This is a genomic window from Pedobacter frigoris (assembly GCF_005116445.1).
In the GTDB taxonomy this organism is placed as follows: domain Bacteria; phylum Bacteroidota; class Bacteroidia; order Sphingobacteriales; family Sphingobacteriaceae; genus Pedobacter; species Pedobacter frigoris.
Genome location: NZ_SWBQ01000001.1, coordinates 1,183,446 through 1,204,108, shown reverse-complemented (window position 1 = coordinate 1,204,108; position 20,663 = coordinate 1,183,446). Strand labels below are relative to the sequence as shown.

The window sequence follows — 20,663 nt, the reverse complement described above, 5'->3', positions numbered from 1 at the left end:
TCTTATGATTAAAAAACTACTGATCTGCGGGAGCCTTGCGCTTGTCCTCGCAGGCTGCTCCAAGAAAACTACCCAGGAACTAAAACCTACTGTCAAAGAACCGGTCGCACTTCCGGCGGTCTACAACATTACAGAGGATTTCGAAAACACTCCGGCCAAAGGTGCCTATGCAAGTGCAGTGGTAAAAATGCCTACGGGCAGCTGGACCTTAGATGATGCATTGGTTGGAAACCTTACCGCAGATCTGAAGAACGGATTAAAAAGTATCCGACTGCGTACTGGAAAATTAACGATGAATTTTGATGTCAGTGGTATATCCAAATTGTACATCAAACATGGTAAATATGGAAGTGATGGTGCTTCTACATGGAAATTGATGATTTCTACGGATGGCGGGACTAGTTTTACGCAATTGGGCGCAGATATATCAGAAGATAATACTGCCCTAAAACTGGATTCCTTTGCTATCACTGCGACAACTAAAGTTCGCTTCCAGATCCAAAAGGAGGGGACAACCCGCATCAACCTGGACGACATCACCTTCAAGGGTACAGGTGACCCTGGAATATTAACCCCGACACCAGATCCAGACCCTACTGATCCGGATCCTGGAAGTCCGCCCACAGGCACACGAGGTGTAATCGCCGGCACCGATGCACAACCAGTAGCGGGCGATAATAGTAACGCCTTATTCGGAAATCCATCCAATGCCAATTCAGTAAGTCTGGATAATCTTTTAATTGATCAAAGCTACTATGTACAATCTTACAGCAGTACACGCGGTACACCAAACTGGGTAAGCTGGCACTTGGATGCGAGTAATTTTACCGGCGCTACAGACAGACTTGATAATTTCGCAGGTTTCAATGGTCTTCCACAAAGTGTTTTTGTGGTACAGAGCAATAGTTATTCAGGCTCTGGGTTTGATAGGGGACATAATGTTCCTTCGGCCGACAGAACCAGTTCTACCAATGCCAACAGTGCCACATTCCTGATGACCAATATGATTCCGCAGGCGCCGCAAAACAACCAGCAAACCTGGAACAACCTGGAAGGTTATCTGCGTACCAAAGTACTGGAGGGCAACGAGGTTTACATCATTATGGGCAGTTACGGAACCGGTGGGGTAGGCAGCAAAGGAAGTGCATCTACTATTGCTAATGGAAAAGTAACAGTACCTGCCAACGTGTGGAAGATTGCAGTGATCATACCTACGGGTAACGATGATGTCAGCAGGGTTTCAGCCACAACACGTGTCATCGCTGTAAACACACCTAATGTGAATACCATTGATTCAGACTGGAAGAAATACCGTGTAAGTGTGAGGTCTATTGAAGCGGCTACGGGTTACAACCTGTTATCCGGCTTGCCTGTAAGCATCCAGGACATCATTGAAACTAAGGTTGATGCTGCAAATTGATCTATTATGCACATCGTCAGCACCAACTTATTTAATCATTACCCCTGGCATATCGACCAGGGGTATATGTATTAGATTTTCGTCTACAATGCTTTCCGGCAAAAAGATAAATTTCTTATCGAATATAACTCCGTCGATGTAATAACTCAGCCAATATTCGTTAGTCAGTCCGAATACTTCCGGATCAATGGCTTCAACACCTTTAAATGACCTGGGTTTCAGATCTTCAAGGAAATGTCTCAGCACAGAAGTCTTTACCATCTTCCCATCCTTTTCACCGTAGCCTTTAGAGCTGATCAAAACATTGGTAATGGGTTCATTTTTTAAATTCACCAGGTAAACAGTCCAGTTCTTTACTTCAGGAGTTTCGCTAATCAGCACTACTGCCATAGCTACATCCTCAACAATATTTTCCGGAAGGTCTTTCTTCATAGGTTTTGTATCTCTTATGCTCCTATATCAGGTACACCCGTCATCTCGAGGTACGAGAGATCTCTTGTTTATATACAGTTCAAGAGATCTCTCGTACCTCGAGATGACGGAATCAGCTTACTTCTTTGCTACTGCTTTCTTTCTCGCAGGAGCCTTCTTTGTCGCCGCACCAGTCTTCTTAGCAGCAGCTTTCTTAGCCTTTGGCTCGAATGCACCTGGAACCTGTTCTACGATTAATTTCTTCACATCCTCCAAAGCAATTGAAGCCAATTCCTCAGGTGTATATTTGTCGTTGGTAGCAGGGTTTTTACGTAGTTTCAGCATTTCTTTACCAAAACGGATAAACGGTCCCCATCTGCCATTTTCAATTGCAATTTTCTCCGATTCCCATTGCTGAATAAACCTGTTTGCTTCCTTATCCAGTTTTTTAAGGATCAGTTCCTCAATATCCTGCTCACGCAGATACTCGAAATTATAAGCCTTAGGCACATTGATGAACAAATCGTTCCATTTGATGAACGGCCCAAAACGTCCGGTACCCTTAGTTACTGGTAATCCTTCATAATGCGCAACAGGTGCATCAGCAGTGATCTTCTCGCCAATAATCTCTATAGCCCTTGCCTGATCTATCGTCAGGGGATCTTCATTCTTCGGAACCGAAATGTAAGCATCGCCCCATTTCACATAAGGTCCGAAACGGCCAACACCCACAGCAACCTCTTTACCCTGATAATCCTCTAAAGAAAAAGGCAGTTTAAACTGCTCCAGCGCCTGTTCTAAAGTTACAGTACCGACCGATTGCGATTTAGCCAGACTTGCATAGCGTGGCTTTTCCTCATCGTCGTTCTCACCAATTTGTACCAGCGGTCCAAATCGTCCAACCTTAGTATAAACGTTCTTACCAGTCGCAGGATCGATACCCAGCAAACGCTCGCCATTGGCACGGTCTGCCGTCTCCAATGTAGTTTCTACCTCAATATGAAAAGGCGTATAGAAGGAGTGAAGCATCTTCGTCCATTCCTGAAGTCCCTGTGCGATCTCATCAAATTCCTTCTCTACATTGGCTGTAAAGTTGAAATCCACAATACCTTTAAAGTGTTCTACCAGAAAATCGTTTACTACTTCACCTATATCAGTAGGGAATAGCTTTCCTTTTTCCGCTCCTGTAATCTCAGATTTGGTCTGTTTTACCACCTTACCGGCAGCTAATACGATCGAACCAAAGCTACGCTGACGGCCATCTCTGTCTTCCTTTACCACATAACCACGATTCTGGATCGTAGAAATGGTAGGCGCATAAGTAGATGGTCGGCCAATACCCAGTTCTTCCAGTTTTTTAACGAGACTGGCCTCAGTATATCTTGCCGGAGGTCTTGAAAAACGCTCCGTTGCATTCATCTCTCTCAATGTCAGTTCCTGGCCACGTACCAATGGAGGCAGTAATCCTGCATTTTCAGCATCATCAGCATCGTCTTCATCAGACGATTCCAGGTATACTTTCAGGAAACCATCAAATTTCATCACTTCACCTTCAGCAATCAGATTTTCCTTACGTGTACTGATCGCGATCTGAGCAGTTGTTTTTTCAAACAAAGCCTCGCTCATTTGCGAAGCTATGGCACGTTTCCAGATCAGCTCATATAAGCGTTGTTCAGAACTATCTCCTGGAACAGTATGGTGATTGAAGTAAGTAGGGCGGATGGCTTCGTGAGCCTCTTGTGCACCTGCAGATTTCGTTTTATATACTCTTAAATGATGGTATTTATCGCCGTAAGCAGATTTGATTTCGGCAGCCGCAGCCTGCAATGCAGTCTCCGATAAATTTACCGAATCCGTTCTCATATAAGTAATTCGTCCGCTTTCATACAGTCGCTGAGCGATCTGCATGGTCCTGGAAACTGAATAACCCAGTTTACGGGAGGCTTCCTGCTGCAAGGTAGAAGTAGTAAACGGCGCTGCCGGATTACGTTTCGCAGGTTTGGTTTCCAAGCTATCCACAGAAAATCCAGCATTCACACAGTCATTCAGGAAAGCCTCAGCATCTGCTTCTTTCTCAAAACGTTGTGGCAGTTCAGCTTTCACCAGTTCTTTACCTTTACCGGTAAGAAACTGTGCCGTTATCTTATATGCCGCAGCGGCATTGAATTTATTGACTTCACGTTCGCGATCCACGATCAGGCGTACTGCTACTGACTGTACACGACCGGCCGACAAAGAAGGTTTGATCTTCTTCCACAATACCGGAGAAAGTTCAAAACCTACGAGCCTGTCGAGCACTCTGCGTGCCTGCTGGGCATGCACCAGGTTATAATCTATAGTACGTGGTGTATCTATTGCCTTTAATATGGCCGGCTTGGTAATTTCATGAAAAACAATCCTTTTTGTCTTATTTTCCTTAAGTCCAAGCGTTTCATACAAATGCCATGAAATCGCTTCTCCCTCGCGGTCCTCATCGGACGCTAACCATACCATCTCGGCTTCCTTTGCTAACTTCTTAAGCTCTGCTACTACCTGCTTCTTATCAGCGGGTACTTCATAGGTTTGGGCAAAATTATTAGTGATATCTATGCCCATATCTCCTTTAACCAGATCACGGATGTGTCCGTAACTTGATTTAACAAGGAAATCTTTGCCTAAATATCCTTCTATGGTTTTAGCTTTCGCAGGTGACTCAACTATTAATAAATTCTTAGCCATTCAGGAGGTTTTTCTGCAAATAAAGCTATAAATAAGGCTATAATCAAAATCCGATCTAAATTTTCTAATAATTTATTTTCTAAAAGGCTCAATTGCAGTACTTAGAATTCAATACGTCCGCAATATAAACTGTCAGAAATATTATTCCTGTCGTTTGCTACGAAAGCAATGTAAGTCTCTGCATAGGTCACAACTATCGGATAGCGCTTAGCTCCATAATTCTTCGAAATCATTAAGAAATCCTGACCCTCATTCCTACGGGCGCCACTATCAAGATAGACGGATTCTTTTATTTCAGGTAAGTAAGCCAGCATCATGATCTGATCCCGGTGACTCGCAGCCGGCAGATCGGTTTCGGTTTGCCAGCTAAACGCTAGTTTAACAGTCTCGCCCATATCTTCGGCGGTCACCGCTATACCTGTCGCCAATGGCAGAGTTCCCTCACACACCCTTACTTTTGGATAATCGATTTCCTGATTCGGATATTCACCGGTAATCGCATTCTTGGTGTTGTAAGATACAGCGAGGTTTTGTGCGGTAGGCGATACCTTTCGCGCAGCTACATCAAAACCTACATTGGTAAAATTATTCATGCTGGCAATGAATTTAATGATCAGCTGAAAACGCTGCGTCGTTGCCTTTTGTTTATCAGTCCTTTTTTTATTCGTGGGATGGGACTTCATCCTCAAAACGGCGATTCCTTTACGGATGTAACCTACGTGATTACCTAATGCGCCGACAATGCCGCCCCACGGGCCAAGCTTTAAACGTGCCATGTCAGTTTCTTTAATTTGTTAATAATAAGTTAATGCTAATATACTCAATATCTGAGCAAGTGACAAAGTATTCGATTCATTTTTTGACCAGAAAGACTTTTGCCTAAAATCGGCTATTTTCCTGGTTGAGCAAGAGAATAGCAAGAGAGGAGCAAGAGAAAAGCAAGACAAAAGCAGGAGAGAATTACAGCACACCTGCTCTTTTATGCGGTCAATCTTTTTACTTAATGATTATATAAAAGCAATCTTTTTGTGCTTAACTTCGTATATCCATTTATGGACCATATGGTTCCTCCTAACACTGATTATTATGACTACATTATTGCTTATTCTTAGCTTGTTTTTAAACCCTCCGGCAAAAAGTGTCTATGACTTCTCTTTCAAGACCATCGACGGTAAAGAAATTAAACTCTCAAAATTTAAAGGCAAGAAAATCATGATCGTAAATACAGCTTCCAAATGTGGTTATACACCTCAATATGATGAACTGGAGAAGCTACACAAGCAATACGGTAAGAATCTGGTTTTAATAGGTTTTCCGACGGGAAACTTTGGAGGACAAGAATTGGCTACAAATAGCGAAATCAAAGAATTCTGCACCGGCAAGTTCAACGTGACTTTCCTTCTTGCTGAAAAAAGCAGTGTAAAAGGTGCGGACATCACACCATTGTTCAAGTACTTAACTACAGCAGAAAACCCTGATTTTAAAGGTGATATCAATTGGAACTTCGAGAAATTCCTGATCAATGAAAAAGGTCAGCTGGTTCACCGTTTCCGTTCAAAAACTACTCCTTTGAGTGATGATATCGTAAAGAACTTAAAATAAAAAATGCGCTGTTGCAGATCTTTTCGAATTTATGCAATCTTATTATTGGCGTGCATTATAGCTTCCTGTTCTTCAGGTTATAAAGTCGTAAAAAGCAGCCGTTCAGATTATAGTATCAATCAGGATTTGTCGGCAGACAGCAATATCATCAAAAAATACCTCCCTTACAAAGCTAAATTGGATGCTGAAATGAGTCAGGTGATCGGGCGCTCGGCAGTTTTAATGTCAAAGAAAAGCAGCGACACCCTGCCTGAAAGTCTTTTGAGTAATTTCTTTTCGGATGCTGTACTGCAGCAAGCACTAAAACTGGATGCTGATATTGACTTTGCTTTGCCTTCTACTAAAGGGGGCTTAAGGGTTGATTTGCCGAAAGGAAATGTCACGGTATCCAATGTATTTGAACTGATGCCTTTTGAAAATGAACTGGTTGTATTCAATGTGAAGGGAACTGAGGTTCAAAGCATCCTGAATTTTATAGCAAGCACGAATGGACAGCCGGTGTCGCGATTAAAAATGAAGATCAGTAATAAGCTGGCTGTTGATGTTCTGATCAACGGTAAGCCGCTGGATCCGAATAAAACCTACCGCATTCTTACCTCGGATTATATTGGCGGGGGTGGTGATAATGTACCTGTTTTTAAAGGCATCACTGAAAAGAAAGTTTTGGGTCTTAAAATACGTGACGCATTGTTGAATCACATCAAAGAATCTGAAGCCAGGGGAAAAACGCTTAATGCAGAATTAGATGGAAGAATTACTAAAGCTTAGCCGCAGGAATTTCATAAAAACTGGAGCTCTTGCGACTGCTACATTCGCACTGGCACTGGATTCAATGGATGCGCTGGCATTAGAACGAACCGATCTGGTAAAACTAACTATCCTGCATACCAATGATGTGCACAGCCGGATAGAACCTTTTCCGCTTGATGGATCTAAATACCAGGGACTGGGCGGCACAGCAAGACGCGCAGCATTGGTGGGACAAATCCGCATTAAGGAGCAGCATGTATTACTATTGGATGCGGGCGATATTTTCCAGGGAACGCCATACTTCAACCTGTATGGTGGCGAAGTGGAGATGAAAATGATGTCGGCCATGAGATACGATGCTGCTACCATGGGCAATCATGATTTCGACAATGGCCTGGAGGGATTCCACAAGCAGCTGCCGCATGCTGATTTCCCTATTTTATGCAGTAATTACGATTTTTCAAATACTCTGCTGCACCGTTCGACACAGCCTTATAAAATATTTAAGAAAAGCGGACTGAAGATCGGAGTATTCGGGATCGGGCTGGAGCTGAAAGGATTGGTGGACGACAGGAATTATGGTGAAACTATATATCTGGATCCTGTGAAGAAGGCCAATGAAATGGCAGTGCTGCTGAAGAACGAATTGAAATGCGACCTGGTGATTTGTTTGTCGCACCTGGGTTACAAATATGCTACTGCTAAAGTTTCTGATCAGGTATTGGCTAAAAACACCCGCAACATTGATCTGATCATTGGCGGACATACACACACTTTTATGGAGCAGCCTGAGGATGTAAAGAACCTGGATGGCGAGATCACCACCATCAACCAGGTTGGCTTTGCAGGAATAAACCTGGGCAGAATAGATTATTATTTTGAAAAAAATAAAGGCAAGCTTGTAAAAACAGGCTCGCCTTATTTGATATCTAATGAAATTTAGCTGATTAGGCTTTATACTAAAAAGCCGCCGCCAAGCAGGTCATTTCCTTCATAGAAAACAGCTGATTGTCCCGGTGCAATTGCAGATACATTGTGGTCAAACACCACACGCATTTTGTCTTTTTCCTGTACGATAGTACTCAACATACCCGCATCTTTATACCTGATCTTAGTCACCACATTATCCAGTGGTTCTGTGATTGATCCGTATTTTACCAGATTTACATTGCGCACCAAAGCTTCGCGTTTTTCCAGATCTTCGGCTCTGCCTAACACTACAGTATTGCTCTCCGGCATGATCTGGGTCACAAACATCGGTTCGCCAAATGCAATACCCAGTCCTTTACGCTGTCCGATGGTATAAAAAGGATATCCTTTATGCTGACCTACGACCATCCCGTCCTTGGTGATGAAATTACCACCGGCAACGCGGTCTTCCAGATCTTCTACTTTGTGTTTCAGGAAGGCGCGGTAATCATTGTCGGGCACAAAACAGATCTCATAACTCTCGCTCTTTTTAGCCAGTTCTTCCTGACCCATATCTAAAGCCATCTGCCTGATCTCTGATTTTGCAAAAGAACCTAAAGGGAATTGAGTTCTCGCCAGGTTTTCCTGTGATACACCCCAAAGCACGTATGACTGGTCCTTATTTTCATCTTTACCTTTTGAGATTACGTATCGGCCACTGTCTTGCTGACGGATATTGGCATAGTGACCGGTTGCGATAAATTCGCAATCGAGTTTATTTGCCCGTTTCAATAAGGCTTCCCATTTGATGTGGGTATTGCACAATACGCATGGGTTAGGCGTGCGTCCGGCAAGGTATTCGTCTACAAAGTTGTCGATCACAAAATCTCCAAACTCGTCTCTGATGTCTAATATATAGTGGGGGAATCCGTAGTTTACGGCCAGGGTACGCGCGTCGTTGATGCTATCCAAACTGCAGCAACCTGTTTCTTTACTGCTGCTTCCTGAAGTGGCGTAGTCCCATGTTTTCATGGTCAGGCCTATCACTTCGTACCCTTGTTCGTGTAGCATTACTGCTGCTACTGAACTGTCGACGCCGCCACTCATGGCAACTAATATTCTTCCTCTTTTACTCATGTGTTTTAATGCTGCCCCGGGTTCAAGGTCCGGTGATTAATATTATAGCGTGCAAAGGTAAGGGATTTGTTTGAAGTTAGGAAATTAAGTGATCTGCTCCGGGACTGGAACCAGTTGCGCTGAAGAAGCGCAAATAGTTCCTATGTCCCATCCCAGACACTGAATTTTTAGGACAGCAGGGAGGTGAGGAAGGTGGGGATGGAATGGGTATTGAAGAGTATATAACTGGGGGTTTCCAGAGCTGTTGTTATTGGTGATTGAGAATACAACACAAACGTATTAGCAAATGATTTAAGCAGGTTTTTGTTAAATAAATTTTTATATTAGCCTTATCAAACAACCATATAATGAAGAAGGTATTATTGTACTGTTTATTATTGTCGCCGGTAATGGCCAGTGCCCAGCAGAATCTGGTGAAATATGTGAGGCCAATTATTGGTACGCAAAAAATGGGACATACTTATCCGGGAGCGACGGTGCCTTTTGGTGCGGTGCAGTTGAGTCCTGATACTGATACTTTGTCTTATGAACTGAATGGTAAGTACAATGGTGAAGTGTATAAGTACTGCGCAGGGTATAAGTATGAGGATAAGACTATCGTTGGTTTCAGTCATACGCATTTTAGCGGTACAGGGCATTCTGATCTTGGCGATTTCCTGATCATGCCTACTCAAGGCAAGCTTCAGCTAAATCCCGGAATTGCTGATGAGCCTAAATCGGGATTCCGTTCGGCTTTCTCTCATGCAAACGAAACAGCCGAAGCAGGGTATTATAAGGTAAAACTGGATGATGATCACATTACCGCGGAAATGACGGCGACAAACAGGGTCGGGATACATCAGTATACTTTTCCTAAATCAGATGATTCTCATATTATCCTAGACCTGATGTCGGGCATTTATAATTACGATGATAAAACCGTGTGGACGTATGTGAGGGTAGTGAATGACACCTTAATCACCGGGTATAGGCAAACGAATGGATGGGCTCGCACACGTACCGTGTATTTCGCAATGACATTCTCTAAGCCATTTAAAGCTTATGGTCAGAAGAATTTTGATAAGACACAGGCATACAAGGGTTTTTGGAGGAAGTTTGACCAGACCAAAAACTTTCCTGAAATAGCAGGTAAATGCATCCGGATGTACTTTGACTTTGCAACACAAGAGCAGGAAAAGGTCCAGATCAAGTTTGCTTTATCGCCGGTGAGCCAGGAAAATGCGCTGATGAATATGAGAACTGAAGCACAGGGATGGGACTTCAATAAATTTAAAACACAGGCGCAGGCCGACTGGAATAAGGAGCTGAATAAAATAAAAATTGATGCAGCTGAAGATGATAAGGTCAATTTTTATACGGCACTATACCACACTTTCATCAATCCGACGAACTATAGTGATGTAAATGGGGAATACAAAGGTTTGGACCAGGGCGTGCATAAGGCAGATGGTTTTACAAACTACACCACCTTTTCGTTATGGGATACTTACAGGGCTTTACATCCCTTTTTTAACATCATGCAGCCTTCGCGTAATAATGATATGGTGAAGTCTATGATGGCGCATTATGACCAGAGCGCATTGAAAATGCTGCCGATCTGGTCGCACTATGCAAATGACAACTGGTGCATGAGCGGCTACCATAGTGTGTCGGTACTGGCCGACGCCATTATCAAAGGGGTATATAATGGTGATGCCCAAAAGGCGCTGGACGCCTGTATCATGACCGCTAATCACCGCAATTATGAGGGGATAGGTGATTATATAGATCGGGGTTATATTCCTGCTGAACGCAGCGGAACGTCGGTTTCGAATACTTTGGAATATGCTTATGACGACTGGTGCATTGCACAGATCGCAAAAAAACTGGGGAGGGATGGTGTGTATGCTCAGTTTACCAAGCGTGCGGGCAACTGGAAGAATGTATTTGATAAATCTATTGGTTTTATGCGGCCTAAGCTGGCAGATGGTTCTTTTAAAAAGGAATTTGACGCACTGAGTACGCATGGACAGGGTTTTATAGAGGGGAACACCTGGAACTATAGTTTCTTCGTCCCTCAGGATCCTTCAGAGATGATTGCAGAGATGGGCGGGGCTAAGCGTGTGGCTTCGAGACTAGATTCTCTATTTTCCATGCACCTGCCGGATGAGTTTTTTGCTGACACGGAAGATATTACGCGTGAGGGGATTATAGGTGGTTATGTACATGGAAATGAGCCAGCACATCATGTTGCGTATTTGTATAACTGGGTTGGTCAGCCATGGAAAACACAGGAGAAAATCAGGATGATCTTAAAAATGCAGTATAAATCGACTCCTGATGGTTTGGGTGGTAACGACGATTGCGGACAAATGAGTGCCTGGTATCTATTTTCTTCTTTGGGCTTTTATCCGGTAGCGCCTGGTTCTGATGAGTATGCACTTGGAAGTCCGGCAGTTAAAAATGCAGTACTTTCTCTTGAAAATGGAAAGACATTTACCGTAGAAGCGCTGAACCAAAGTGACAAGAACGTATATGTGTCGAAGGTTTTACTGAATGGAAAGCCTTTAAACGGGTTTAAAATAAAGCATGCTGATATTACGAATGGCGGGAAATTGACTTTTGTCATGACAGGTAAAATTAAGTGATCTGCTCTGGGACATAGGAACTATTTGCGCTGAATAAGCACAAATAGTTCCTATGTCCCTTCCCGGACACTGAATTTTAAGGAAAGCAGGGCGCATAGCTGGTGCCTAAACGAACGCAGGCACAGCAGATCTTGGATCATTGCCCTGAATCTGGTTTCTTCTTATGTCGGCAGGTTCTACAGGCTTTTTGATGATCTTTTTATTGAGGCCACTTGCTGCGCTGTACAACAGGATACTTCCTAAAGCCACTTCTTCAAACGCTGTAATGGGATGTTTGCGGATCTTTCTGATTCCTTTCTGAAGGATATAAACTCCTGCAATTACTGAAACTAATCTTTTTCCCGACTCTAATTCTTCTGTCTCATAGTCTTTTAATAGTGAACTGATGAGTGATATTTTTAATTTATCTTTTACTTTCCTAAACATATTGCTTCTTGTTTAATCTGTTAAATGAACATCATAGTGCTGTTCTTTGTTTGATAATTTCATCGAAATATAGTTAAAATGACCCAAAAAGGATATCAAACTAATTTTTCTAAAACCATCTTTATAGCCTTATCAACTACTTTGCCAGGTTCGCTGCTGAACTGAAAATTGACGCGACTTGCCAAAATAGCATTTACCGAGAGTGCTTTATGTCCCAGGACCTTCGCCATTGCGTAGATGCCGGCTGTTTCCATTTCCAAATTGGTGATTCGGTGGTTTTGATATTTAAATCTGTTCAACAAGTTAATCAGATTTGGCACAGCATTTCTGGCGCGTACTTGTCGGCCCTGTGGCGCATAAAACCCCGGCGCAGTAACGGTGATGCCTTGTTCCATATCTTTTCCCACGGTATTCAGCAATGTGGGATCGGCAGCGGTCAGATAGGGCGTGATGCCTTTGATATGCGAAAAATCAGACCTAAAACTATCTAATATGCTGTGTTCATCACCCGAAAGCTCATGAATATAATATTGCATGAGTGCATCCAGGCCAAGGCCAAAAGAAGAGGCCAGTATGGTACCCATTGGTATGTCGGGCTGAATGGCACCGGAAGTGCCGATGCGTATGATGTCTAATGAAGTGAGTTGGGATTTAACCAGGCGGGTATTGAAATCAATATTGACCAGCGCATCCAATTCGTTGAATACGATATCGATGTTATCAGTACCGATGCCTGTCGAGATACAGGTAATTCGCTTCTGACCAATATATCCTGTATGGGTGATGAATTCCCGTTTGCCTTTCTTAAGTTCTATGCGGTCAAAATGTTTAGATACTTCAGATATACGATCTGGATCACCAACTGTGATGATGGTCTGAGCAAGATCCTCAGGTTTGATATTGAGGTGGTAAATACTGCCATCAGGATTGATGATCAGGTCGGCTTCTGATAATTTCTGTTGCATGCTTAAAGTTAAGGAATAATTGGGCGGAGCGCAATGGCTCGAAAATACTTTTATGCGGTATACAGGTACTTTAGCTTTGCACCTTCAATCTTATCAAATCTGCCGATCACAGCATTCAAATTTGCCTTTCTGACTTCAAATTTAAGGCTGCAAGAATTGTCGAAATTCTGGGAGAGTACATTGAGTTGTTCATCCTTGACCAGTTTCATGACGTCATTCATCACGAGGTAATCAAACTGAACTTCATAGATATCGTTTACGGTCTTCTCGATGATTTGGGCGGCTGTTATTGCATCTACCGCTGCAGTTTTGTAGGCATTGATCAGTCCAGGGACACCTAGTAAAGTTCCTCCAAAATACCTGACAACGACGATCAGTAGATTGGTGACATCTGCGGAGAGCATGGCATTGAGTATTGGTCGGCCCGCCGTGCCTGATGGTTCACCGTCATCCTGTATGCGAAATAAACTGCGGTCGGGACTGAGACGTAAAGCCCAGCAGAAATGTCTTGCCTTAGCATGTTCGGCACGTAGGTTCTGAAGGATAGACTTTATTTCTTCATCAGTGGTAATGGGATAGGCGTAGGCTATAAACTTGCTGCCTTTGTCACGAAATATACCTTCAGATGGAGCATTTATAGTTTTATAAGTATCATCAAACAGCATAGATCTGTGATATGGTAATTAAAATGATGGCAGCCAGAGCAAGCGCAAGTCCCAGGTAGTTTAGTTTGTTTAGCTTTTCTTTAAAGATCAATATTCCAACAAGGCTACCAACGATGATTACGCCCATATTCATCCCCGCAAAAACAGTAGAAGGATCGTTTGACATGGCTTGGTGAGCTTTTAAATAGAACAAGATGTTGAAGAAATTGAAAAAGCCCAGGATGCAGCCGCAGATGAAGTTGATGAGCTGAAGTTTCTGCTTTTTAATGAAGGCCAGGTACAACAATGTAACGATAGAAATGATGAAAGCCAGCGTAAAAATAATGGTGAGTGAGCTCGTATAAGGTATGCTATTGATTTGTGCAACTTTCTTGAATAAGATATCGATTACACCAAAACCGATAAACACCATAACAGGGTAGATCCAGTCTGATCCTTTGGTCTTGCTACCGCTCTTTTTGTATAGGGTAAAAAAGATCGCTGTAAAGCCAACTGCAAGGCCAATGAGCTTCACCGTCTTAAACTGATCGTTGAAAAGAAAATATGCGGCTAAAATGGGAATGAAGAGTGACAGACGCTGCGCGATGTCTGTTTTTACGATTCCTATGTTCTTTACAGAGGCTGCGAGGCACCAAAAGACAACAGGTAACAATACACCTAAAGCAAGATAAATCTTATCAGGTGAGGCGGTTATGATCTTCGATAAGTCGGGTTTAAAAAAGAAAAGACTAAGTCCGATGGCGAAAAGGTAGTTCCAGGTTACAGCTTGTGGGATGCTAATTTTATACCTTTTGGCAAGTTTTAAAAGTACGGCTACTGTAACACTACAAAATATGCTGATAATGAGGTAAATCATTGATTTGGTTGGTTTTGATAGATTGTTAACTGATCCTGATCTATTTGGTATTGCGCGGTGATGACTCCATTGACCTGGGGAGAAGAAATGCCTTCCTGCCATGAGGTACCCGAGGTGAAAACGCGGGCTTCATCCCATATGTTGCCCTGTATAAACTGGTTGAGGATATTTGCACCGCCCTCAATAATAACAGACTGTATATCCATGAGGTAAAGCTGAAAAGCTATTTTCTGAGGAAGGTAATATTGCATATCTTCCATCTGAATGTAATGAATATTGCCTGCAACCTCTGTTTTTACTTCATTGAAGATGACGGTTTTGGCATTATCATTATAAATGTGATTGGACTGAAGGACTTTAAGTTTGCGGTCTATGAGAATTCTTAAAGGATTCTTTCCCGGCCATTCCCGAGAACTGAGTTGAGGGTTATCGGCGACAGCGGTCTGGCTACCAACTAAAATTGCATCTTCTTCTGTTCTCCATTTGTGAACGAGCACCTTGGCCAAAGGCCCGCTGATCCATTGCTGTACCGCATTTTTAGGTGCAAAGTAACCATTGGCAGTAGTGGCCCATTTTAGGATGATATAGGGTCTCTGCTGGCCAATACGGGTAAAGAAACGTTTGTTGACCGCCGTACATTCCTCTTCCAGAACTCCGGATACTACGTCGATGCCGGCGTTTTTCAGGCGTTCTATTCCTTTACCGTTGACATCAGGAAAAGGATCCCTGTTGCCGATTACCACCTTTTTTAACTGATGTCTGATCAGCAGATCTGCGCAGGGAGGTGTTTTTCCGAAATGAGCGCAAGGCTCAAGACTTACATATGCTGTAGCAGCTGCAAGGAGCGTTTCTGCCTGCTCACCATAAGTTTGAAGCACCTGATTTACGGCATTTACTTCGGCATGTGCCTGGCCGTATTTTTCATGATAACCTTCACCTATGATCTTATTACCGCAGACAATGACGCAGCCCACCATAGGATTTGGACTTACACTGCCCATCCCCAGTTGTGCCAGTTCGAGGCATCGCTGCATATATAATTCGTCGGTCATTGTGGCAAAAGTAAGGTATATTGTTCGATTTAGTTACTTTTGTATAGGATGAATTTAAAGCAGGTATTGCAACTTTTTACTGTACAATTACAGGACCTATACGAAGAGACTGAAATCACTTCTATTTTTAATATTGTAGCTGGCCATATCTCAGGACTGAACAGGGCAGAAGTGACTTTTAAGAAGGAAGATGAGCTAACTAAACCAGTTTACGATGCCTATATTAAGGCAATGGATGAACTCCGGACAGGAGTACCTATGCAATATGTGCTGGGTGAAACTGAGTTCTACGGACTTCCTTTTAATGTTTCCCCATCTGTTTTGATCCCGAGACCGGAAACGGAAGAATTGGTGGAATGGATCATTGAAGATTATAAACTAAAAGAGGGCTTAAAATTTATAGATATAGGCACCGGAAGCGGTTGTATAGCGATTACACTGGAGAAAAAGCTGCCGGGAAATGTGGTTTTTGGGCTGGATGTATCTAAAGAATCACTTAAGATAGCGGTATCTAATGCTTCATTAAATAACTCTGATGTGATTTTCACTGAAGCAGACATTAGAACTTATTGCAGCAGAGAAAAATTTGATGTTATCGTAAGTAATCCGCCTTACATTACATTAGATGAACAAGAGGAAATGCACCAGAATGTGTTTGCACATGAACCACATCTGGCGCTGTTCGTATCTAATGAAAAACCCCTGGTGTTTTATGAGGCAATAGCAGATTTTGCGATGCAATCATTAAAAGACGGTGGCTTGCTTTACTTTGAGATCAATGAACACCTGGGCAAAGAAACGGTGGAGATGCTCAGAAATCAAGCTTTTTCAGATATCGTGCTGAAAAAAGACATGCAGGGAAAGGACAGGATGGTTCGATGCAGATTGGTCCGCTAGCTCCGTGGATGGAAGTCTGTAATGATGCCCCTGAGATAATCCCTGTCCAGATGTGTATAGATCTCTGTGGTTGTAATACTTGAATGGCCCAGCATTTCCTGTACTGCGCGCAAATCGGCACCACCTTCTATTAAATGCGTAGCAAAGGAATGACGGAAGGTATGCGGACTAATGTCTTTCTTGAGGCCTACTTTCTCCGCAAGTGACTTGATCATGGTAAATACTGATATGCGGGACAGTGAACTACCTGAACGGTTTAGAAAGATGTAATCTTCAAATCCTTTTTTTATGGGGATATGCACCCTGGTTTCGCTGATGTAGATGTTCATATACTTGAGCGCACTGCCTCCAATCGGCACTATTCTTTCTCTATTGCCTTTTCCCACGACTTTGATAAAGCCAGCTTCTTCGAAGATGTTAGACAGCCGAAGCCCCACGAGTTCAGATACCCTCAAACCACAACTATATAAAACTTCTATAATTGCTTTACTACGTACGCCGTCCGGTTTAGAAGCATCTATGGCATCAATCAGCCTATTGATTTCGTGTATGTTTAGGGTATCAGGTAATTTTCTGGCAAGCCTTGGCGCCTCGAGAAGCTCAGTAGGATCTGTTGTAATCAGGTTTTCCAGGAGAAGGAACCCAAAGAAAGACTTTAGTCCGGAGATGACCCTGGCCTGGGTACTGGGTAGCATCCCAAGTTCATTGATCCAGGAAATAAATGACTTTAAATGACTGCTATCAATCTCCTTAACATCAGGCTGTTTATCGATTGAATCAAAATATTGAAAGAGTTTGGCAATGTCATTCAAATAAGCATCAACAGAATTACCGGAGAGCGAGCGCTCCAGTTTCAGGTAAGTTTTAAATGATCTGATGTAGGGTTGATTAATCACACAAAAATTTTCTACTGTAAGTTTTTAACTTTAAGTTTGAACTGATGAAGATACAAATTATTAATGGCCCAAATTTAAACCTTTTAGGTGTACGTGAACCTGGAATTTACGGAAATCAGGGTTTTGATGAATATATCAAGGAACTAAGAGCGATGTACAGCATCCTGGAAATCGACTATTTCCAGAGCAATGTGGAAGGTGAGCTGATCAATAAATTGCATGAAGTGGGTTTTACTTATGATGGCATTGTAATTAACGCAGGTGGGTATACACATACTTCTGTGGCGATTGCAGATGCGATTGCTGCCATTAAAACACCCGTTATTGAAGTTCATATTTCCAATATCTATGCACGTGAAGAATACAGGCATGTATCGCTAACGGGTAAGAACTGCAAGGGAGTGCTTACGGGATTTGGAATGGATGGATACCGACTGGCCATAGAAAGTTTGTTAAAACAGCAGGTATGATCAAAAAATATATGCTGGCACTTGCATTAAGTGCTATTGGCTTTGGTGCTATTGCCCAGACTGAAGTCACCGAAAAAGAGATCAAAGATCACATTCATTTCCTGGCTTCACCTTCAATGAAAGGCAGATTCCCCGGCACTAAAGAGAATAAAAAGACTGTAGACTACTTAATTAAAAACTTTAAGAAATCAGGTATAAAACCCTATGGCAAAAGTTTTTTACAAAACTTTATTACCAAAATAAGGGTTAAGAGAGGAGTGACGGATACACCTTATGCGAAAACTCAGAACGTGATCGGATATATAGAAGGTACTGACCCCGTTTTGAAAAACGAATTCATTGTACTGGGGGCCCATTATGATCATCTTGGAATGGGAGGGGCGTCTTCTAAAAAGCCGGACACTGTAGGTATTCACCTGGGTGCCGACGACAATGCGAGTGGAACGGCTGCGTTAATGGAGATAGGCGAAATGCTGGCTGCGAACAAGGAATTGAAACGCAGTGTGCTGCTGATTGCTTTTGGTGCAGAAGAGCAAGGCCTGCTTGGTTCCAGATACTTCACAGAACATCCTGTTATCCCTTTGGTATCTATTAAACTGATGCTGAATATGGATATGGTGGGCCGCATGAACGCGGAAAAGCATTTGTACATGGGCGGTGCGGCATCATTTGATGGTGGCATGGAACTGATGAAGAGCCTGGGGCCCGTTGTGGGTATAAACCCGATTGTAATTGCTTATGATGTAGGCGGGTCAGATCACGTTTCGTTTTACAAAAAGAATATTTCCGTACTTGGATTTCATACAGGTGGTCACCCTCAATACCATACTCCAGAGGATAGCATCGACCTGATCAATGTTGCGGGTGAAAAACTGGTATGTGATTACATTTACAAAGCAATTGTAAGTGTGGCAAACAGAACAGTGCCGATATTATTTGTTCCGGAAAAGAAAAATTAGAATTTCAACTGACTAAAGGTTCTGATCTTTTTGATGAAGTATGCATAAACAATGCTTGAAGGGTATTGACCGGTATGCTGTGTAAAGCTGGTCTGCTTTGCAGTTCTTTTCTTTGCGTTAGTTGACAGGCTTTTCAGGAAGTGCCAGTGTGCCTTATTTACTGCAAAGGCAAAATCTGTCTTTCCCTGTACCAGAAAATGGATCCAGGCGATGAAATCAAGACACATCCTGATAAATACCCTGGAGTAAGCATCCGCAAGCGGCAAGTTTTTTTGTAAAATGATCAGGTTATTTCTGAAGTTCAGGTAGGTTTTGTAAGGGTTGTTTGCATTCAATGTACCACCGCCAACGTGGTAGACTTCGGCATCAGGACAGTAAACAATTTTATACCCCAGATTCTTTAAACGCCAGCAAAGGTCAATTTCCTCCATATGCGCGAAAAAATCAGGGTCGAGACCGCCAACCTCTTTCCATTGTTTGCTTTTGATAAACAGGGCAGCACCGCTGGCCCAGAAAATCTCTCCGGCTTGGTTGTACTGCTGGTGATCGGGTTCCACCGTATCGAATAATCTTCCTTTACAAAAAGGGAAGCCATGAAGATCCAGATACCCACCGGCAGCGCCCGCGTATTCAAACTGGGTTTTATCTTTTTGCCATTTGATCTTAGGCTGTGCTACTGCAATCATTGGGTCGGCCTGCATCTGATCTATAATAGGCTGTATCCAGTTTTCCGGAACTTCCACATCAGAATTCAACAGCACGTAATAATCGGCATCTACCTGGTCTAACAGTTTGCGATATCCTTCAGCAAAACCATAATTATGATCATTTTCTATTATTCTGATATTGGGGTAGTTTTCCCTGACAAAAGCAACTGAACTATCTGTGGAGGAATTATCGCCAACAATCAACTGCAGGTTACCATATGTAGATTTCACTACACTTGGAAGGAATTTTTCAAGTAATGCTTGTCCGTTCCAATTCAAAATCACTACTGCTACGCTTGGTTCCATTCTTCTATATTGGGTTTATGCTTCCATCTTCTGTGGCTCCACAGCCAGTAGGGTGGATTGTCGTTAATTATTTTTTCAAGGAGGGCAAATGTCATGTCGGTAATCTGATGTCCCTTTGTCTCTTTAGGATTTTCTGTGATCAGCTCACAATCCAGCTCATAGTACCCTCTTTTTATATATTTCATATTGAAATAAATCACCGGACGGTTTGTTTGCAATGCAATCTTTTCTAAGCCCGTTAATACCGCTGTTGGTTGGTTTAGAAATTTAATCCAATACCTAGCTTCACTGCGTATTGGTGTCTGATCTCCGGCAAAGCAGAACATTGTAGCATCATTTTTAGTAGCTACAAGTGCCCGGAGCGTTTGTTTCATAGGAATAAATGCATTTCCAAACCGGGTACGCAGGTTATAAAACCAATTATTGTATACTTCGTTATTAACAGGTTTGTAAATGACATATGGTGTGGCAGAGAGCTTGACTCCGAGGGCAAGCGTCCCCAATTCCCAATTACAATAGTGGGCACTGCACGCGAGTACATTTTGTCCTTCAGCGTAATACTTTTCGACCATATCCAGGTTGTTGATTTTTACACGCTTTTCCAGTTCGGACTTAGGTATGTGAGGCATCTTTATGACCTCATATACAAGGTCTGTTAAATATCTGTAAAACTGCTTCTCGATTCGAATGATTTCTTGAAGTGGCTTTTGCGGGAATGAATTACAGAGGTTTTCACGTACTGCTTGTCGGCGGTAGCGAAAAATATAGTAAACAATATAATAACTTACTGTTGCGAAAAAGTACAGCAGGGAGAGGGGCAGTAAAGACAAAAAGTTTAAAAAAAATATTCCTATATAAGAAAAGCTTTTTTTTATCATTATTTTGGCGAA

At 42.6% G+C, this 20,663-nt stretch carries 20 protein-coding genes; 8 read left to right on the top strand and 12 right to left on the bottom strand.

Going from position 1 to position 20,663, the window contains the following annotated elements; all coding sequences use genetic code 11:
* The first annotated feature begins 4 nt into the window (after positions 1-4).
* Entirely contained in the window at positions 5-1,420 is a 1,416-nt protein-coding gene (locus FA047_RS05235) for a DNA/RNA non-specific endonuclease (protein WP_136834910.1), read from the top strand.
* Between the two features lie 27 nt (positions 1,421-1,447).
* Here FA047_RS05235 and FA047_RS05230 read toward each other — a convergent pair whose 3' ends face one another.
* The 3 genes from FA047_RS05230 to FA047_RS05220 form a co-directional block, all read right to left on the bottom strand.
* Entirely contained in the window at positions 1,448-1,852 is a 405-nt protein-coding gene (locus tag FA047_RS05230) for a hypothetical protein (RefSeq protein ID WP_136834909.1), read from the bottom strand.
* A 117-nt stretch (positions 1,853-1,969) separates the two neighbouring features.
* Positions 1,970-4,549 (bottom strand): type I DNA topoisomerase, encoded by a 2,580-nt coding sequence (topA, locus tag FA047_RS05225; RefSeq protein WP_136834908.1) that lies wholly within the window; start codon positions 4,547-4,549, stop codon positions 1,970-1,972.
* A gap of 101 nt (positions 4,550-4,650) precedes the next feature.
* Complete coding sequence (locus FA047_RS05220) at positions 4,651-5,325, bottom strand: DUF6266 family protein (protein ID WP_136834907.1); 675 nt, start codon at positions 5,323-5,325, stop codon at positions 4,651-4,653.
* Between the two features lie 310 nt (positions 5,326-5,635).
* On the opposite strand from FA047_RS05220, the gene FA047_RS05215 reads away from it, so the two are divergent.
* From FA047_RS05215 to FA047_RS05205, 3 genes are read left to right on the top strand one after another with little or no spacing between them, the layout of a single operon-like run.
* Positions 5,636-6,151 (top strand): glutathione peroxidase, encoded by a 516-nt coding sequence (locus tag FA047_RS05215; RefSeq protein WP_136834906.1) that lies wholly within the window; start codon positions 5,636-5,638, stop codon positions 6,149-6,151.
* A 45-nt stretch (positions 6,152-6,196) separates the two neighbouring features.
* Entirely contained in the window at positions 6,197-6,919 is a 723-nt protein-coding gene (locus FA047_RS05210; protein WP_225872634.1) for a 5'-nucleotidase C-terminal domain-containing protein, read from the top strand.
* Entirely contained in the window at positions 6,897-7,844 is a 948-nt protein-coding gene (locus FA047_RS05205; protein ID WP_136834904.1) for a bifunctional metallophosphatase/5'-nucleotidase, read from the top strand. The genes FA047_RS05210 and FA047_RS05205 overlap by 23 nt, the downstream gene beginning before the upstream one ends.
* A gap of 11 nt (positions 7,845-7,855) precedes the next feature.
* Here FA047_RS05205 and mnmA read toward each other — a convergent pair whose 3' ends face one another.
* Complete coding sequence (mnmA, locus tag FA047_RS05200; RefSeq protein WP_136834903.1) at positions 7,856-8,947, bottom strand: tRNA 2-thiouridine(34) synthase MnmA; 1,092 nt, start codon at positions 8,945-8,947, stop codon at positions 7,856-7,858.
* Positions 8,948-9,294: 347 nt separating this feature from the next.
* Between mnmA and FA047_RS05195 the strand changes: the two genes are divergently transcribed.
* Positions 9,295-11,574, top strand: coding sequence for a GH92 family glycosyl hydrolase (locus FA047_RS05195; RefSeq protein WP_136834902.1), 2,280 nt, complete (start codon positions 9,295-9,297; stop codon positions 11,572-11,574).
* Positions 11,575-11,679: 105 nt separating this feature from the next.
* On the opposite strand, the gene FA047_RS05190 is transcribed toward FA047_RS05195, so the two are convergent.
* From FA047_RS05190 to ribD, 5 genes are all read right to left on the bottom strand, one after another.
* The gene (locus FA047_RS05190; protein WP_136834901.1) at positions 11,680-12,000 is read right to left on the bottom strand and encodes a hypothetical protein; all 321 of its coding nucleotides are present in this window, start codon (positions 11,998-12,000) and stop codon (positions 11,680-11,682) included.
* Between the two features lie 95 nt (positions 12,001-12,095).
* A complete protein-coding gene (locus FA047_RS05185; protein ID WP_136834900.1) occupies positions 12,096-12,965 on the bottom strand; it encodes a nucleoside phosphorylase in 870 nt (289 codons plus the stop codon).
* 50 nt (positions 12,966-13,015) lie between these two features.
* Positions 13,016-13,630: an IMPACT family protein gene (locus FA047_RS05180; RefSeq protein ID WP_136834899.1), complete on the bottom strand. Its 615-nt coding sequence runs from the start codon at positions 13,628-13,630 to the stop codon at positions 13,016-13,018.
* Complete coding sequence (locus tag FA047_RS05175) at positions 13,620-14,486, bottom strand: EamA family transporter (RefSeq protein WP_136834898.1); 867 nt, start codon at positions 14,484-14,486, stop codon at positions 13,620-13,622. Before FA047_RS05175 ends, FA047_RS05180 begins: the two co-directional genes overlap by 11 nt.
* On the bottom strand, positions 14,483-15,538 hold the full coding sequence (ribD, locus tag FA047_RS05170) for a bifunctional diaminohydroxyphosphoribosylaminopyrimidine deaminase/5-amino-6-(5-phosphoribosylamino)uracil reductase RibD (protein ID WP_136834897.1): 1,056 nt from the start codon (positions 15,536-15,538) through the stop codon (positions 14,483-14,485). The genes FA047_RS05175 and ribD overlap by 4 nt, the downstream gene beginning before the upstream one ends.
* Positions 15,539-15,586: 48 nt before the next feature.
* Here ribD and prmC point away from each other — a divergent pair, with 48 nt between their 5' ends.
* On the top strand, positions 15,587-16,435 hold the full coding sequence (gene prmC, locus FA047_RS05165; RefSeq protein ID WP_136834896.1) for a peptide chain release factor N(5)-glutamine methyltransferase: 849 nt from the start codon (positions 15,587-15,589) through the stop codon (positions 16,433-16,435).
* On the opposite strand, the gene xerD is transcribed toward prmC, so the two are convergent.
* Positions 16,432-17,331, bottom strand: coding sequence for a site-specific tyrosine recombinase XerD (xerD, locus tag FA047_RS05160; RefSeq protein WP_136834895.1), 900 nt, complete (start codon positions 17,329-17,331; stop codon positions 16,432-16,434). The two genes, prmC and xerD, sit on opposite strands and share 4 nt — an antisense overlap.
* Before the next feature lie 44 nt (positions 17,332-17,375).
* Here xerD and aroQ point away from each other — a divergent pair, with 44 nt between their 5' ends.
* Together aroQ and FA047_RS05150 are read left to right on the top strand one after the other, a co-directional pair.
* Complete coding sequence (gene aroQ / locus FA047_RS05155; protein ID WP_205943237.1) at positions 17,376-17,801, top strand: type II 3-dehydroquinate dehydratase; 426 nt, start codon at positions 17,376-17,378, stop codon at positions 17,799-17,801.
* The gene (locus FA047_RS05150; RefSeq protein WP_225872633.1) at positions 17,798-18,760 is read left to right on the top strand and encodes a M28 family peptidase; all 963 of its coding nucleotides are present in this window, start codon (positions 17,798-17,800) and stop codon (positions 18,758-18,760) included. Before aroQ ends, FA047_RS05150 begins: the two co-directional genes overlap by 4 nt.
* On the opposite strand, the gene FA047_RS05145 is transcribed toward FA047_RS05150, so the two are convergent.
* Positions 18,757-19,773: a glycosyltransferase family 2 protein gene (locus FA047_RS05145; protein WP_136834893.1), complete on the bottom strand. Its 1,017-nt coding sequence runs from the start codon at positions 19,771-19,773 to the stop codon at positions 18,757-18,759. The genes FA047_RS05150 and FA047_RS05145 overlap by 4 nt on opposite strands.
* The gene (locus FA047_RS05140) at positions 19,758-20,651 is read right to left on the bottom strand and encodes a lysophospholipid acyltransferase family protein (protein WP_136834892.1); all 894 of its coding nucleotides are present in this window, start codon (positions 20,649-20,651) and stop codon (positions 19,758-19,760) included. Before FA047_RS05140 ends, FA047_RS05145 begins: the two co-directional genes overlap by 16 nt.
* Between the last annotated feature and the right edge of the window lie 12 nt (positions 20,652-20,663).